We start from the raw sequence: 13,957 nt of genomic DNA on the forward strand, positions 1-13,957 counted from the left end.
AGTTGTTGTATTCCCATAATAGTCTCCATAACCCCTTATACTCACCATAAGTTGTTCAATCTTTTTTGAAAAATTTTCTTTGCAAAGTGTAAAAAATGTGTTAAACTTACTAGTAAGTTTACTAAAGATGCCTTTTATTTGGTATCCGTTCAGAGGTATGGTAAGGATAAAAAAGAATTGACATAACATATCAAAGTAATAATAACAGAAAATGTTGATAGTAAGGTAAGGCTAGATGCTTCAATTGTTGATCAGTATTGTAGAGTTATGTAAAAACTTAGAGCAAAAAGTAGCAAAGCTTGAAGAAAAAAATAAAATCTTAGAAATAGAGAATGCTGAACTAAGAGAGAGACTTGGCTTGAACTCAAGGAATTCATCTTTACCAAGTTCAAAAGAGCTGTACAAAATAAAAAAAGACACACCAGAAGATAAGTCAGAGGGTGGCAGGAAGATAGGGGGTCAAGTTGGTCATAAAGGAAATTATCGGATAAAAATGGAAGCAGATGAAGTAATTAGAGTAAGATTACATGATACTTGTGAATGTGGTGGAGAAATTGCAGTATGCAACAAACCCTATATTCACCAGAATGTTGATCTCCCAAAAATTAAGCCTTACGTAGTGGAATACCAACTAGAACATGGGCGCTGTCGTAAATGCGGAAAAAGAAGGAGTAGCAAATTACCAGAAGGAGTTACACCTGATACCTTTGGTCCTAGAGTTAAGTCAGTAGTTGCATCACTAAGTGGGTTTTATAAGAATTCAAAGCGAGAAATAGCGAATATCATGAAAGACATCTTTAACATGAGTATAAGTGTTGGTAGTGTGTCCAATAGCGAAGCAAGGGTCTCGTCAAAATGTAAAGAAGCCTATGAACAAATAGAGGAAGAAATGAAAGCAAGCGAAATTTTGCATATTGATGAAACCAGTCACTATAACAAAGGTAAATTGGAATGGTGCTGGATGTTTGCCAACAATAAAGCAAGTCTTATGAAGTTAGCAGATACAAGAGGAATGAAGTTTTTAAAGAATAGTGCATTTTGTGATTACAAAAATCGGGTAATTACCGACAGATATGGAGTTTACAACCACTTCAGTGATGAAAAACGACAAATTTGTTGGGCTCACTTATTGAGAAATTTCGAGAGGTTATCTCATAGCTGGAATAGTGAAGTAATGAGACTTGGCCATTGTTTAAAAGATGCAGCTAATGGATTATTTACATTAAAAAACGCTTTGTCAGAAAATGAAATTAGTATTTCAAAGTTCACTAAGCAAGCTAAAGAGTTACGAAGATTTATGCAGTACTGCATGATAAAAATATCTTATATACTTGAAGCAAAAGGAGCTTCACGAACGGTAAAGGGTATTATAAAATCCGAGCCAATGATGTGGACATTTTTGGATGATCCAGAGAATATTCCATTAACGAATAATCATGTTGAGCGACAAATACGGCATTATGTTGTCTATCGTAAGAATTCATATTTTGCACAGTCAGAGCGAGGGAATAGATTCCTTGAGCGGATAATTTCGTTGTATCTCACTTGGAGGCAAAAAAAGTTAAATCCATTTCAAAACCTTCTATCTATTGTCTCTTAAGCCACACCTCTGAACGGATACAAATGGGCAGTTATTGTGAATATCGTAACTCGTAATCAACACATTACTTAAAGTGTTTTTAAGGATATCATCGCCAAAATATTTATCCAGTACAAATTCAATATTTTTATGTGGGTATTGTGCGCAATTAAGCCAAGAAAATATTGATCTTCTCAAAAATGAAGATTTAAAAATATATGACCCGTATTTTTGGTAAAGCTCGACTAAATCACTAGCTGAATATTGGGGATTTCCTTGTTTATCTTTTTTACATAATCCTGCTATAACAATTCCACCGGTTGAGGTTCCTGCCATTAAGTGAAAGATTTCAGCTATAGTTCTTCTTGTTCTTTTTTCTATTTCTGCTAATATTATGGCTGGTATGATGCCTCTTATGCCTCCGCCGTCAACTGAAAGGATGTATTTTGCCATGGTTAGGTATTTATTGATTTTATTAACTTGTTCGCTTTTATCGGGATGTGTTTCCTGCCCAAAAGCCACAGTCTGCTTCACGCCTGGAGAAAATTGCACCAACCTAATAATTGATTCCGTGGGTCATGCTAAAAAATCCGTGTTGGTTCAGGCATACCAATTTACCTCAAAGCCTATTGCTGAATCCTTGGTTCAAGCTAAAAAGCGTGGAGTTGATATTAAGGTTATTCTAGATGAATCACAAACTAGTTCAAAACATAGTGTGATTAACGAATTATTTGAGCACAAAATCCCGATATGGATTGACTTTAAACCCGCTATTGCTCATAGCAAGGTAATTATTATTGATGAGCAAAAAATCATAACCGGATCATTTAACTTTTCAGATGCCGCTCAGCAAAGAAATGCTGAAAACCTACTGATCATAACAGGAGATTCTCCACTAGTTGAACAATACGTCAAAAATTGGAAAAATCGCCAATCGCAGTCTAAGCATTATACACCAGACTTTAAGTTGTTATCTAAGTGAGGAAAGTCACCTCTCCCCACTCGACTTCAAAACCGGACTTGATAGTTTCCCATCATCCGGCTTCTCTCTAATTTGGCGCTTTTCATGCATACTCCCATGTAATTCGTCGTGACAATGCCCATGCAACAAGGATAAATTTTTGCTCATATTATTACGTCTATTCCGGTCTTTATGGTGTATCTCTAGGATATCATCATTTTTGAACCAAAGTTGACATTGATCACATTTACCTTGTTGCAACTTCATTAATTTTATTACTCGTGGTGATTTTCCTGGAACTTTACTTAAGCGATTTGCCCAATATAACCAATCTCCGTCATATAAAGATCTAGATCCTTTCACTTTGATATGCCTTCTTATGGCATGATCTACGTGCCTAACAAGCAGTAAATTGTTATTCGTCATAAATCTCCAATTATCGTTATCTTTCTTTCGAAAGTATTTTCTCTTAATCCAATGCTTCCCTTTGTTACAGTGTCTAAAGACTGCCCATTTCCAAAGCTTTCCATGCATATCATGATCTAAAGAACTAAATACTTTATGTGACACTACCGAAGAGTAATACTGACTCCATCCTCTAATAACTGGATTAAGGTTTTTAATTACTGCTTCTTGAGGTGCTGCACGCATTTCTTTAAGTTTTTGCTTAATGATTTTAGCATGTTGTTTTATAGAGAGGCGACTTGGTTTAATTAATAATTTATAACCTTTCTTACTTTGTTTTGTTAAGTATTGTCGTATTGTGAACCCAAGAAAATCAAAACCTGGTATTTGTCCTCCATAAGTTTTTAACGTATGAGATATTTTTGTCTTTGATGGCTTTAACTCTAATCCAATGGTATTTAACCATCTTTCCGTTAGATTTTTTGCCTTAAAAACAATTTCCTCATTTTCATGGAGAATCACACGGAGAGTAGACCGGCGGAGCTTCCCCACCAGTCTCTCGCAGAACTGCACGGAAACCTCTCGACTTATACAGCTCCCATTATTTAGCCTTTTGATCCTAACCCAAGTGTCCAATGATAGAAAATACTTGGAGACCTCTTTCTCACTTTTCCTAGAAATTGCTTTGCTAGTCTTCCGTGATCACGAAGTTTCTTATATTTTGTCCTGACCCATCTTATGAGGTATCTCTCTATATTTCTGAGAGATGGATACATCTCTGATTTATAAAACCTGCCATAGTACTGAAACCAGCCTCTGACTATTGGATCTATTTTCTTCGATATTTCCTCTAGTGTGGTCCATGTAATCCGATGTATTCTCCATGACTTTATGGTTTTCTTGATCTTCTTCTTGGCTTTGTTACTAATTGCAGGTAGAAATGAGATGAAATAATTCCTCATCTTATTCTTTGCTACTCTAGGTCTAAAAGTATAACCTAGAAAATCAAAGCTTTGTTTAGGAAATTGTTCTTTTCTATCATCATCCTTACTGTACACAATCTGTGTCTTTTCAGGATGTAACTTCAATTTACACTTAGCCAATCTTTCTTCAATCATTACTTTCATAAATCCTGCCTGTCTTTTAGTTCTGCAGTGCACTATCGCATCATCTACATATCTTTCAAATGGTACTGTTGGATAATTTTGTTTCATCCACATATCAAACGCATGGTGCATAAATATGCTTGAAATGATTGGGCTTATTGAACCTCCTTGCGGAACTCCTTTATCCCTTGTTACCCTACTGCCATCTGCTTGCTGAATGGGGGCTTTCATCCACCTCTCAACATACAGTATGACCCATTTGCAGTCTGTGTGTTTCTTGATAGCCTGCAGTGCTAAATCGTGGTCCAGATTGTCGAAAAATCCAGATATATCAAGATCTACCGTCCAATCATTTTTCCAACATCTCTTCCGTGCTGTGTATACCGCATCCAGCGCAGACTTATTTGGTCTATAACCATATGAATCTTCGTGAAATTTCGGTTCTACTAACGGCTCAAGATACATTGTAGCTGCTGTTTGCGCTATTCTGTCGAATACTGAAGGCACACATAAAATTCTTTGCCCTCCTGTATCTTTTGGTATCGCAACAGCTTTTACCGGCTCTGGAAAATAACTTCCGGATGACATCCGATTCCATAATTTGTATAGATTATCCTTTAGATTTTCTTCAAACTTTGTTATCGAGACCTCATCTACACCTGCTGCACCTTTATTTTTCGATACTTGTTTATAAGCTCTCCAAATAAGTTGCTTCGGTATATCAAAAGACTTTGTTTTATTCATTAACTCCTCCCTTTCGGTTGATAAATAATTAAAACTAAATAACTTAGCCCCTTCACTCCATTTCCATTACAGAAACTTCTTCGCTACTACGAGCTAATCCGCCCCTGTTTTTCGCATCGGTACTCTCATCCTCAGAGATCAGCTCTTTGGACTTCTCCCTTTTCATCGAAACGACAGGTTCCCGTAGTTCCATGCAATAGCCTAAAATAGATTCACGCCACTTTTATGCCGGACGCCACCTACCCAGTAAACAAGCTCCCAGTAGATTCATCCCAGGTTAACGACTACCCCCTGGTTTTGACGTCGTCTCTACGCTTTCGACACTTCATCAGTGGTTCACTTGCGTTCGTCTCTCTATTTCATACATGACACATAATTGTGCCTTTTCCATAACGCTCACTACCTTAGCTCTTTACCAAAGCAGCTTATGGCTGTTTGAAGCCTGCTCTTGCAAACCGGCTCCGAGGGGCCCTCCCTCATCTACTGCACAGCTTCAACACTTTCCGTGTTTCTACGGCGCACAATCATCTGCATAAGTAATCACACTTAGTGATTGACCAGCATGTTTATGTGAAGCTTTACCATATTTTTTCTTTTGATAATCAAATAGTTCCTTTCTCAATGCCATTTTTAGGTAATATTCTAACCCATGTAGAGCTATACTTGCTAACAAAGGTGAAATAGTTCCGCCTTGTACTGTACCACTCTTTGTGGGTCTAAACGCTTTACCTTCCATAACTCCTGCTTTTAGCCACCTTTTTATAACTTTAGTTAATGTTGGTGTGGTGTTAAGCTTTTTTTGTAATGCATTATGGTTGATGTTATCAAAGCACCCTGAAATATCTGCATCCAGTAAAAATGCTGTTTTCTGTTTTAGTGCTATGAATATAGCTTCAATGGCATCATGACACGACCTACCAGACCTAAAACCATATGTGTTTGGCTCAAATTTTGCTTCCCACTCCGGTTCTATCACCATTTTTACAAGTGTTTGTTTTGCTCGATCTGATATTGTAGGAATACCAAGCGGGCGATACTCCGATGACAGTGCGCCGTAGAAACACGGAAAGTGTTGAAGCTGTGCAGTAGATGAGGGAGGGCCCCTCGGAGCCGGTTTGCAAGAGCAGGCTTCAAACAGCCATAAGCTGCTTTGGTAAAGAGCTAAGGTAGTGAGCGTTATGGAAAAGGCACAATTATGTGTCATGTATGAAATAGAGAGACGAACGCAAGTGAACCACTGATGAAGTGTCGAAAGCGTAGAGACGACGTCAAAACCAGGGGGTAGTCGTTAACCTGGGATGAATCTACTGGGAGCTTGTTTACTGGGTAGGTGGCGTCCGGCATAAAAGTGGCGTGAATCTATTTTAGGCTATTGCATGGAACTACGGGAACCTGTCGTTTCGATGAAAAGGGAGAAGTCCAAAGAGCTGATCTCTGAGGATGAGAGTACCGATGCGAAAAACAGGGGCGGATTAGCTCGTAGTAGCGAAGAAGTTTCTGTAATGGAAATGGAGTGAAGGGGCTAAGTTATTTAGTTTTAATTATTTATCAACCGAAAGGGAGGAGTTAATGAATAAAACAAAGTCTTTTGATATACCGAAGCAACTTATTTGGAGAGCTTATAAACAAGTATCGAAAAATAAAGGTGCAGCAGGTGTAGATGAGGTCTCGATAACAAAGTTTGAAGAAAATCTAAAGGATAATCTATACAAATTATGGAATCGGATGTCATCCGGAAGTTATTTTCCAGAGCCGGTAAAAGCTGTTGCGATACCAAAAGATACAGGAGGGCAAAGAATTTTATGTGTGCCTTCAGTATTCGACAGAATAGCGCAAACAGCAGCTACAATGTATCTTGAGCCGTTAGTAGAACCGAAATTTCACGAAGATTCATATGGTTATAGACCAAATAAGTCTGCGCTGGATGCGGTATACACAGCACGGAAGAGATGTTGGAAAAATGATTGGACGGTAGATCTTGATATATCTGGATTTTTCGACAATCTGGACCACGATTTAGCACTGCAGGCTATCAAGAAACACACAGACTGCAAATGGGTCATACTGTATGTTGAGAGGTGGATGAAAGCCCCCATTCAGCAAGCAGATGGCAGTAGGGTAACAAGGGATAAAGGAGTTCCGCAAGGAGGTTCAATAAGCCCAATCATTTCAAGCATATTTATGCACCATGCGTTTGATATGTGGATGAAACAAAATTATCCAACAGTACCATTTGAAAGATATGTAGATGATGCGATAGTGCACTGCAGAACTAAAAGACAGGCAGGATTTATGAAAGTAATGATTGAAGAAAGATTGGCTAAGTGTAAATTGAAGTTACATCCTGAAAAGACACAGATTGTGTACAGTAAGGATGATGATAGAAAAGAACAATTTCCTAAACAAAGCTTTGATTTTCTAGGTTATACTTTTAGACCTAGAGTAGCAAAGAATAAGATGAGGAATTATTTCATCTCATTTCTACCTGCAATTAGTAACAAAGCCAAGAAGAAGATCAAGAAAACCATAAAGTCATGGAGAATACATCGGATTACATGGACCACACTAGAGGAAATATCGAAGAAAATAGATCCAATAGTCAGAGGCTGGTTTCAGTACTATGGCAGGTTTTATAAATCAGAGATGTATCCATCTCTCAGAAATATAGAGAGATACCTCATAAGATGGGTCAGGACAAAATATAAGAAACTTCGTGATCACGGAAGACTAGCAAAGCAATTTCTAGGAAAAGTGAGAAAGAGGTCTCCAAGTATTTTCTATCATTGGACACTTGGGTTAGGATCAAAAGGCTAAATAATGGGAGCTGTATAAGTCGAGAGGTTTCCGTGCAGTTCTGCGAGAGACTGGTGGGGAAGCTCCGCCGGTCTACTCTCCGTGTGATTCTCCATGAAAATGAGGAAATTGTTTTTAAGGCAAAAAATCTAACGGAAAGATGGTTAAATACCATTGGATTAGAGTTAAAGCCATCAAAGACAAAAATATCTCATACGTTAAAAACTTATGGAGGACAAATACCAGGTTTTGATTTTCTTGGGTTCACAATACGACAATACTTAACAAAACAAAGTAAGAAAGGTTATAAATTATTAATTAAACCAAGTCGCCTCTCTATAAAACAACATGCTAAAATCATTAAGCAAAAACTTAAAGAAATGCGTGCAGCACCTCAAGAAGCAGTAATTAAAAACCTTAATCCAGTTATTAGAGGATGGAGTCAGTATTACTCTTCGGTAGTGTCACATAAAGTATTTAGTTCTTTAGATCATGATATGCATGGAAAGCTTTGGAAATGGGCAGTCTTTAGACACTGTAACAAAGGGAAGCATTGGATTAAGAGAAAATACTTTCGAAAGAAAGATAACGATAATTGGAGATTTATGACGAATAACAATTTACTGCTTGTTAGGCACGTAGATCATGCCATAAGAAGGCATATCAAAGTGAAAGGATCTAGATCTTTATATGACGGAGATTGGTTATATTGGGCAAATCGCTTAAGTAAAGTTCCAGGAAAATCACCACGAGTAATAAAATTAATGAAGTTGCAACAAGGTAAATGTGATCAATGTCAACTTTGGTTCAAAAATGATGATATCCTAGAGATACACCATAAAGACCGGAATAGACGTAATAATATGAGCAAAAATTTATCCTTGTTGCATGGGCATTGTCACGACGAATTACATGGGAGTATGCATGAAAAGCGCCAAATTAGAGAGAAGCCGGATGATGGGAAACTATCAAGTCCGGTTTTGAAGTCGAGTGGGGAGAGGTGACTTTCCTCACTTAGATAACAACTTAAAGTCTGGTGTATAATGCTTAGACTGCGATTGGCGATTTTTCCAATTTTTGACGTATTGTTCAACTAGTGGAGAATCTCCTGTTATGATCAGTAGGTTTTCAGCATTTCTTTGCTGAGCGGCATCTGAAAAGTTAAATGATCCGGTTATGATTTTTTGCTCATCAATAATAATTACCTTGCTATGAGCAATAGCGGGTTTAAAGTCAATCCATATCGGGATTTTGTGCTCAAATAATTCGTTAATCACACTATGTTTTGAACTAGTTTGTGATTCATCTAGAATAACCTTAATATCAACTCCACGCTTTTTAGCTTGAACCAAGGATTCAGCAATAGGCTTTGAGGTAAATTGGTATGCCTGAACTAATATGGATTTTTGAGCTTGATCTATAGCATTGGTTATTTGTTCGGCACAATTTTCTCTAGGAGTGAAACATACAGTAGTACTTGGACAAGAAACACAACCTGATAAAAGCAAACAAGTCAAAAAAATCAATAAATATCTAAACATGGCCAAATATATTCTTTCAGTCGACGGTGGAGGCATAAGGGGCATCATACCAGCCATTATTCTAGCAGAAATAGAAAAAAGAACAAGAAGAACTATAGCTGAAATCTTTGATCTAATGGCTGGTACTTCAACCGGTGGGATTGTTGTGGCAGGATTATATAAAAAAGATAAACCTCAATATTCTGCTAATGATTTAGTCGAGTTCTATCGGGAATATGGACCATATATTTTTAAATCTTCATTCTTCAGGCGATCAATATTATCTTGGTTTAACTGTACACAATACCCACATAAAAATATTGAGTATGTACTTCATAAATATTTTGGCGATGATGTCTTTAAAAACACTTTAAGTAATGTGTTGATTACGAGTTACGATATTCACAATAACTGCCCATTTTTCTTCAAAAGCTGGAAAGAAGGTAATATTAAGCTGAAAGATGCACTCAGAGCTGCAACGGCTGCACCTACTTATTTCATACCAAAACATCTAAAAATTGACCAGATAGACAGAGTATTAGTGGATGGTGGGGTATTTGCCAATAATCCAGCGGCTTGTGCATATGCAAGTGGTAAGAAGTTATTTCCAAATGATGATATTGTACTGTTATCGATAGGTACTGGAAGAACAGATAGAAGCATAGAGTATGCCAATTCAAAGAGATTTGGAAAGATAGGTTGGATAAAACCACTAATACATGTGATGTTTTCTTCAAGTTTAGATGCAGTAAACTACCAACTTAATCAAGTTATAGCTGATAAATATATACGTATACAATCCCAATTGAAAATAGCATCACCTGACATGGATAATATTACATCAAAAAATATTAAATCTCTTCAGCAAGAGGCAAAGGCAATGATAGAGGAAAATCAGAAAGTGATAAACAAATTCTGTATAGAAATATAAAAGATATAACTATTTTTACTTATATCTTAATATATTGTTTAACACAATTCAATTTTCACACTCATCAGCAGTTAGGCCACTTGCTCGCACAATAATATCACTAGCAACACCTGCCTTTGCTAGATTTTTTGCAACCTTGATCCTTTCTGTTTTTTTAACTTTTTCCTTGCCACTTTTCATATCTTCAGATAGAGATTCGACTAGTGATTCTTGTTCTCCGTACTCATCCATTAAACTCAATAGCTTTTTGCTTTCTCTTGTTTTAGGTAGCAGAACTTTAATATTCACTGATAATGCATCTGATATTTCATATAATTTATCAAATGTTATAGCAGTATACCCTCTTTCATACTCGTGTATTTCCTTGAGTGTTAAACCAACTTTATCCGCCAAATCTTTTTGAGTGTATCTCCTTATCAATCTCCATTCTCTTATTCTTTGCCCTACTCTGTAGTATATAGAATCAGTGCAGACTTCTTTCTCTGTATTATCATACTCGTAAATAGATAAGCCGGTTGCCTGGGAAATAATATCAGTAGAAACTCCTTCTTTTACTAGATTTTTTGCTATTTCCAACCTCGCCTCTTCTTGATTAATTTTTTCGCTAATATGAACAAACCTGACTAATGAAGGTACTATTTTGCCTAACTTTTGATTCTCATATATTTTCGTTAGATAGAATATTTCTTCGTCTTCATCTTCATACTCTCTTACTGTTATTGGTTTAGGTAATAGATCTACAACATTAACTGACAGTACTCTTGCTATTACATATAGTACTTCAATCGGAATAGGAATATACCCATTTTCATAATTGGTTACTTCTTTATATGCTAATTCGATTTTACTTGCTAACTCTGCTTGAGTACACCTTTGCATTAATCTACAATCTTCTATTTTTTGCCCTATTTTGTAGTGTATAGAACTAACATCTCTTACAAAAACAAACATATATACCTTACTTAAAAATAAATTTTCATGCAATTTGATCAGCGGATAAACCAACTATTTGCAAAATAATATCAATAGAAATTCCCCCTTTTACTAAATCCTTTGCAACTTTGATCCTTTCCACTTTCCTCACTTTTTCTTCGCAAATATGCATCCCTTCAAACAAAGATTTTATTAATGCATTACGTAGTTCTTGGCTCTCAATTTCTTTGTATTCTTTAATCAAATCAAGCAGCTCATTTTCCACTGTACTACCTTCATCTTTCTCTATTAGTAGATCTGTAATATTAATCGATAACGCTTCTGCCATTTCATATAATTTATCAAGTGGAACAGCAGTCCTTCCTTGTTCATAGTTGCTTATTTCGTCACGTGTTGTATTCATTTTCTCTGCTAAATCCTTTTGAGTATACTCTCTCACTAGCCTCCATTCTTTTATCTTTTTTCCTATTTGGCAGTATATAGAACCAACTTTTTCTTCAATACATTCATCAGCAGGCAGACCAATTGTTTTTGCAACAATATCAACAGAAACTCCTGCTTTAACCAAACCCTTTGCAATTTTTATTTTTTCTGATTTTTTACTACTTTTTTCACTAACTTTGACAAATTTAGTTAATAAACAAAACATCCTACGTAACTCCTGATCATTAATCTTTTTATATTCTCTTACTAGATTTAATATTTCTCCTTCCTCATTTTTAAAGCCGATTTTCTCCTTTGATGCAGTAATGAGATCGGTAATACTTACTGACAATGCACCTGCTATAGCGTACAACCTTTCGATTGAAATTCTACGGTTCCCTTTCTCATATTGCAGTATTACCCAGTACTTTACACCAAGTTTCTCTGCTAAATCTTTCTGAGTGTACCTAGTTCTAACCTCCAACTTTTTAATTTTTCTCCCACTTTATAATCTAGACTTTTTTCCACAAAAAGAACCATACATATAATATTTTATACTATAGCTCAGATATAATAGCCAGACTCTGGAACCTTTAAATTGATGAATTAAAGTGCCCTACAAGTTTCTTTACTATTTTCACGTACTTTGTCTGCCCATGAAAACAATTTTTCACTTACTTCCTTCTGCTTTTCACTCCATATGCCGCACCTAGTGAAATTACCTCTTTCTACCACTTCCTTAAGCTTCACTCCCCCAAAAAGGCAATTTTTTCCAATTTCTTCTCCTCTTTTTTGTAATTCAGCCCACATTTCCTTATCCGCTACTTTTACTTGTACCTGACTGCAGTTTTTTACGTCCTGGTACAATACAATATTTAGCTTACCAATGCTCGTAGGAAATTCTAATATAATAGAGCTTTCATCTGACATATCGATATAGTTTCTTATACCTCCCTTCTCACTTTTAACCTCAACTGCATCATTGCCAATTTTTAAAATATTACTTCCTAACTCTCTCAGTATTTTGGCTACCTCTACCTTGCTATCCCCAGAAAATTCTATATACGATGTTGTATTATCTATCTCAACGTCTATTAATTCTCCTTCTTGCACAGCACTTTCGCCAGCTTTCTCTAGTTCTTCTAGTCTCTCATCTATCTGTGGCTGAACTTCTGGTTGTAGCTCATTATAGATTTCACCTATCAATTTATTCTCCAATAAAGTATCATGAAACTCTGCACCGTTTAGCATTAATTTACGTATTAGCTTTTTACGATCAGCCTTATCAAATTTATGAAAATGTGTGCCCAGTATCACATATTCCGCGAGGCTTGTATCTTTATAATGTAAGGTATTAGAGCTAAAATATCTTATAGGAGAGGGTGAAGCCGTAGCGAAGCTAATGCCAGTAAGGCCGTAGTGGAGATTTTGCTCTCCCTCTCAATAGGGTTAAAAGACTGAACAGTATCTTTGGAATTATATCCCGTATTTACAAGGTTAGTCTAAACTCTCAACCTAATTTATAGTCTTGTAGGCAATTTTATGCAAGCAAATGCTGTTTTAGGTGTGGACATTTCTAAAAAGAAATTTGATGTTTGTTTATTGGTAGGCAACAAAGAACGGTACAAAGTCTTTCAAAATAATCATGATGGTTTTGAAAAGCTTGTGGCTTGGTGCAATCATCATGGAGCAGAACTTATTCATCTGTGTCTCGAAGCAACCGGTTGTTATAGTGAAGATATAGTTAATTTTATGTATGACTTGGAGCATAATGTAAGTGTGGTAAACCCAGCCCAAATCAAAGCTTTTGGCAGAAGTGAGCTACTTAGAAACAAAACAGATAAGTCAGATGCTGCCATGATTGCTAGGTTTTGTATTGCTAACAAACCTAATCTTTGGAAACCTGCTCCTCCCGAAGTTAGGCGTTTAAGAGACCTTTATCGTTGTTTGCAAGCATTTAAAGATGACAAGCTACAACAGATGAATCGCTTGGAAAATAAAAATACGGATTCCCATTGTAAACAAGCAATACTTGAGGTCATTGCTACAATAGACACACAAACTGCTGCTCTAGAGAAAGAAATTAATGAACATGTTAATAACCATTTGCATCTAAAAAATATAACAGAAAAGATCAAGACTATAAAAGGCGTAGGACATCTTACAGCTGTTGCTGTTGTTGCAGAAATGCCATCAGTTGATAATTTTGATAATGCCAGACAATTCACAGCTTTTGCTGGTCTAAACCCAGAACATTATCAATCAGGATCATCCGTAAGTAAAAAAAGTCGAATATGTAAAATAGGATCTGAGCGTATTCGCAAAGCTCTTTATATGCCAGCTATAGTAGTCAAGAATCATAATTCTTACTTTCAAAAGTTTTGTCAGCGTTTAGCAAGTAAAGGAAAATGTCCAAAGGTTATAATTGTTGCTTTAATGAGAAAACTAATGCATGTATTTTTTGGTATTCTTAAAAATGATCAACCATTCAATGGTAATTTAGTGAGATAATTTTGACAGTAAAAGCTTGGATCTTATGCTCAACTGTTTAGGATGTAATTT

13 protein-coding genes and 3 pseudogenes are annotated in these 13,957 nt (G+C 36.2%); 7 read left to right on the plus strand and 9 right to left on the minus strand.

Annotation, left to right across the window (positions count from 1 at the left end; all coding sequences use genetic code 11):
• The first annotated feature begins 247 nt into the window (after positions 1–247).
• Positions 248–1,600 (plus strand): IS66 family transposase, encoded by a 1,353-nt coding sequence (gene tnpC / locus ABWU45_RS03660; protein WP_353279066.1) that lies wholly within the window; start codon positions 248–250, stop codon positions 1,598–1,600.
• A gap of 21 nt (positions 1,601–1,621) precedes the next feature.
• Here the strand turns inward: tnpC and ABWU45_RS03665 are convergent.
• A pseudogene (locus tag ABWU45_RS03665) lies at positions 1,622–2,032 on the minus strand (patatin-like phospholipase family protein); the annotation flags it as partial.
• Between ABWU45_RS03665 and ABWU45_RS03670 the strand changes: the two are divergent.
• Positions 2,031–2,561, plus strand: coding sequence for a phospholipase D family protein (locus ABWU45_RS03670; protein ID WP_353279071.1), 531 nt, complete (start codon positions 2,031–2,033; stop codon positions 2,559–2,561). The pseudogene ABWU45_RS03665 and the gene ABWU45_RS03670 sit on opposite strands and share 2 nt — an antisense overlap.
• 6 nt (positions 2,562–2,567) lie before the next feature.
• On the opposite strand, the gene ABWU45_RS03675 is transcribed toward ABWU45_RS03670, so the two are convergent.
• From ABWU45_RS03675 to ABWU45_RS03690, 4 genes are all read right to left on the minus strand, one after another.
• Positions 2,568–3,497, minus strand: a complete 930-nt coding sequence (locus tag ABWU45_RS03675; protein WP_353278695.1) for a group II intron maturase-specific domain-containing protein — start codon at positions 3,495–3,497, stop codon at positions 2,568–2,570.
• A 53-nt stretch (positions 3,498–3,550) separates the two neighbouring features.
• Complete coding sequence (ltrA, locus tag ABWU45_RS03680) at positions 3,551–4,795, minus strand: group II intron reverse transcriptase/maturase (RefSeq protein WP_007302363.1); 1,245 nt, start codon at positions 4,793–4,795, stop codon at positions 3,551–3,553.
• A 52-nt stretch (positions 4,796–4,847) separates the two neighbouring features.
• Entirely contained in the window at positions 4,848–4,988 is a 141-nt protein-coding gene (locus ABWU45_RS03685; RefSeq protein ID WP_019078704.1) for a hypothetical protein, read from the minus strand.
• A 318-nt stretch (positions 4,989–5,306) separates the two neighbouring features.
• Positions 5,307–5,999, minus strand: coding sequence for a reverse transcriptase/maturase family protein (locus ABWU45_RS03690; RefSeq protein WP_353279020.1), 693 nt, complete (start codon positions 5,997–5,999; stop codon positions 5,307–5,309).
• A gap of 172 nt (positions 6,000–6,171) precedes the next feature.
• Between ABWU45_RS03690 and ABWU45_RS03695 the strand changes: the two genes are divergently transcribed.
• The 3 genes from ABWU45_RS03695 to ABWU45_RS03705 are packed head-to-tail and all read left to right on the plus strand — an operon-like array spanning position 6,172 to position 8,592.
• On the plus strand, positions 6,172–6,312 hold the full coding sequence (locus ABWU45_RS03695; protein WP_019078704.1) for a hypothetical protein: 141 nt from the start codon (positions 6,172–6,174) through the stop codon (positions 6,310–6,312).
• A 52-nt stretch (positions 6,313–6,364) separates the two neighbouring features.
• Positions 6,365–7,609, plus strand: a complete 1,245-nt coding sequence (gene ltrA / locus ABWU45_RS03700; RefSeq protein WP_007302363.1) for a group II intron reverse transcriptase/maturase — start codon at positions 6,365–6,367, stop codon at positions 7,607–7,609.
• Positions 7,610–7,662: 53 nt separating this feature from the next.
• A complete protein-coding gene (locus tag ABWU45_RS03705; protein ID WP_353278695.1) occupies positions 7,663–8,592 on the plus strand; it encodes a group II intron maturase-specific domain-containing protein in 930 nt (309 codons plus the stop codon).
• A 6-nt stretch (positions 8,593–8,598) separates the two neighbouring features.
• On the opposite strand, the gene ABWU45_RS03710 is transcribed toward ABWU45_RS03705, so the two are convergent.
• Positions 8,599–9,129, minus strand: a complete 531-nt coding sequence (locus tag ABWU45_RS03710) for a phospholipase D family protein (protein WP_353279021.1) — start codon at positions 9,127–9,129, stop codon at positions 8,599–8,601.
• Between ABWU45_RS03710 and ABWU45_RS03715 the strand changes: the two genes are divergently transcribed.
• Complete coding sequence (locus ABWU45_RS03715; protein ID WP_353279022.1) at positions 9,128–10,039, plus strand: patatin-like phospholipase family protein; 912 nt, start codon at positions 9,128–9,130, stop codon at positions 10,037–10,039. The two genes, ABWU45_RS03710 and ABWU45_RS03715, sit on opposite strands and share 2 nt — an antisense overlap.
• 48 nt (positions 10,040–10,087) lie before the next feature.
• Here the strand turns inward: ABWU45_RS03715 and ABWU45_RS03720 are convergent, their stop codons facing one another.
• The 3 genes and pseudogenes from ABWU45_RS03720 to ABWU45_RS03730 form a co-directional block, all read right to left on the minus strand.
• The gene (locus ABWU45_RS03720; RefSeq protein WP_353279023.1) at positions 10,088–10,990 is read right to left on the minus strand and encodes a helix-turn-helix domain-containing protein; all 903 of its coding nucleotides are present in this window, start codon (positions 10,988–10,990) and stop codon (positions 10,088–10,090) included.
• A 25-nt stretch (positions 10,991–11,015) separates the two neighbouring features.
• A pseudogene (locus tag ABWU45_RS03725) lies at positions 11,016–11,935 on the minus strand (helix-turn-helix domain-containing protein).
• A 66-nt stretch (positions 11,936–12,001) separates the two neighbouring features.
• Positions 12,002–12,727, minus strand: a pseudogene (locus ABWU45_RS03730) (hypothetical protein); the annotation flags it as partial.
• Between the two features lie 210 nt (positions 12,728–12,937).
• Here ABWU45_RS03730 and ABWU45_RS03735 point away from each other — a divergent pair.
• On the plus strand, positions 12,938–13,906 hold the full coding sequence (locus ABWU45_RS03735; protein WP_141456909.1) for a transposase: 969 nt from the start codon (positions 12,938–12,940) through the stop codon (positions 13,904–13,906).
• The last annotated feature ends 51 nt before the right edge of the window (positions 13,907–13,957 follow it).

Origin of the sequence: Wolbachia endosymbiont (group B) of Longitarsus flavicornis (assembly GCF_964028135.1) — a bacterium.
In the GTDB taxonomy this organism is placed as follows: domain Bacteria; phylum Pseudomonadota; class Alphaproteobacteria; order Rickettsiales; family Anaplasmataceae; genus Wolbachia.

Coding starts and splice junctions, on each gene's coding strand:
- ABWU45_RS03695 (WP_019078704.1), top strand. CDS start 6,172: ATGGAACTACGGGAACCTGTCGTTTCGATGAAAAGGGAGAAGTCCAAA.
- ltrA (WP_007302363.1), top strand. CDS start 6,365: ATGAATAAAACAAAGTCTTTTGATATACCGAAGCAACTTATTTGGAGA.
- ABWU45_RS03710 (WP_353279021.1), bottom strand. CDS start 9,129: ATGTTTAGATATTTATTGATTTTTTTGACTTGTTTGCTTTTATCAGGT.
- ABWU45_RS03735 (WP_141456909.1), top strand. CDS start 12,938: ATGCAAGCAAATGCTGTTTTAGGTGTGGACATTTCTAAAAAGAAATTT.
- ABWU45_RS03670 (WP_353279071.1), top strand. CDS start 2,031: ATGGTTAGGTATTTATTGATTTTATTAACTTGTTCGCTTTTATCGGGA.
- ABWU45_RS03720 (WP_353279023.1), bottom strand. CDS start 10,990: ATGTTTGTTTTTGTAAGAGATGTTAGTTCTATACACTACAAAATAGGG.
- ltrA (WP_007302363.1), bottom strand. CDS start 4,795: ATGAATAAAACAAAGTCTTTTGATATACCGAAGCAACTTATTTGGAGA.
- ABWU45_RS03715 (WP_353279022.1), top strand. CDS start 9,128: ATGGCCAAATATATTCTTTCAGTCGACGGTGGAGGCATAAGGGGCATC.
- ABWU45_RS03690 (WP_353279020.1), bottom strand. CDS start 5,999: ATGACACATAATTGTGCCTTTTCCATAACGCTCACTACCTTAGCTCTT.
- ABWU45_RS03685 (WP_019078704.1), bottom strand. CDS start 4,988: ATGGAACTACGGGAACCTGTCGTTTCGATGAAAAGGGAGAAGTCCAAA.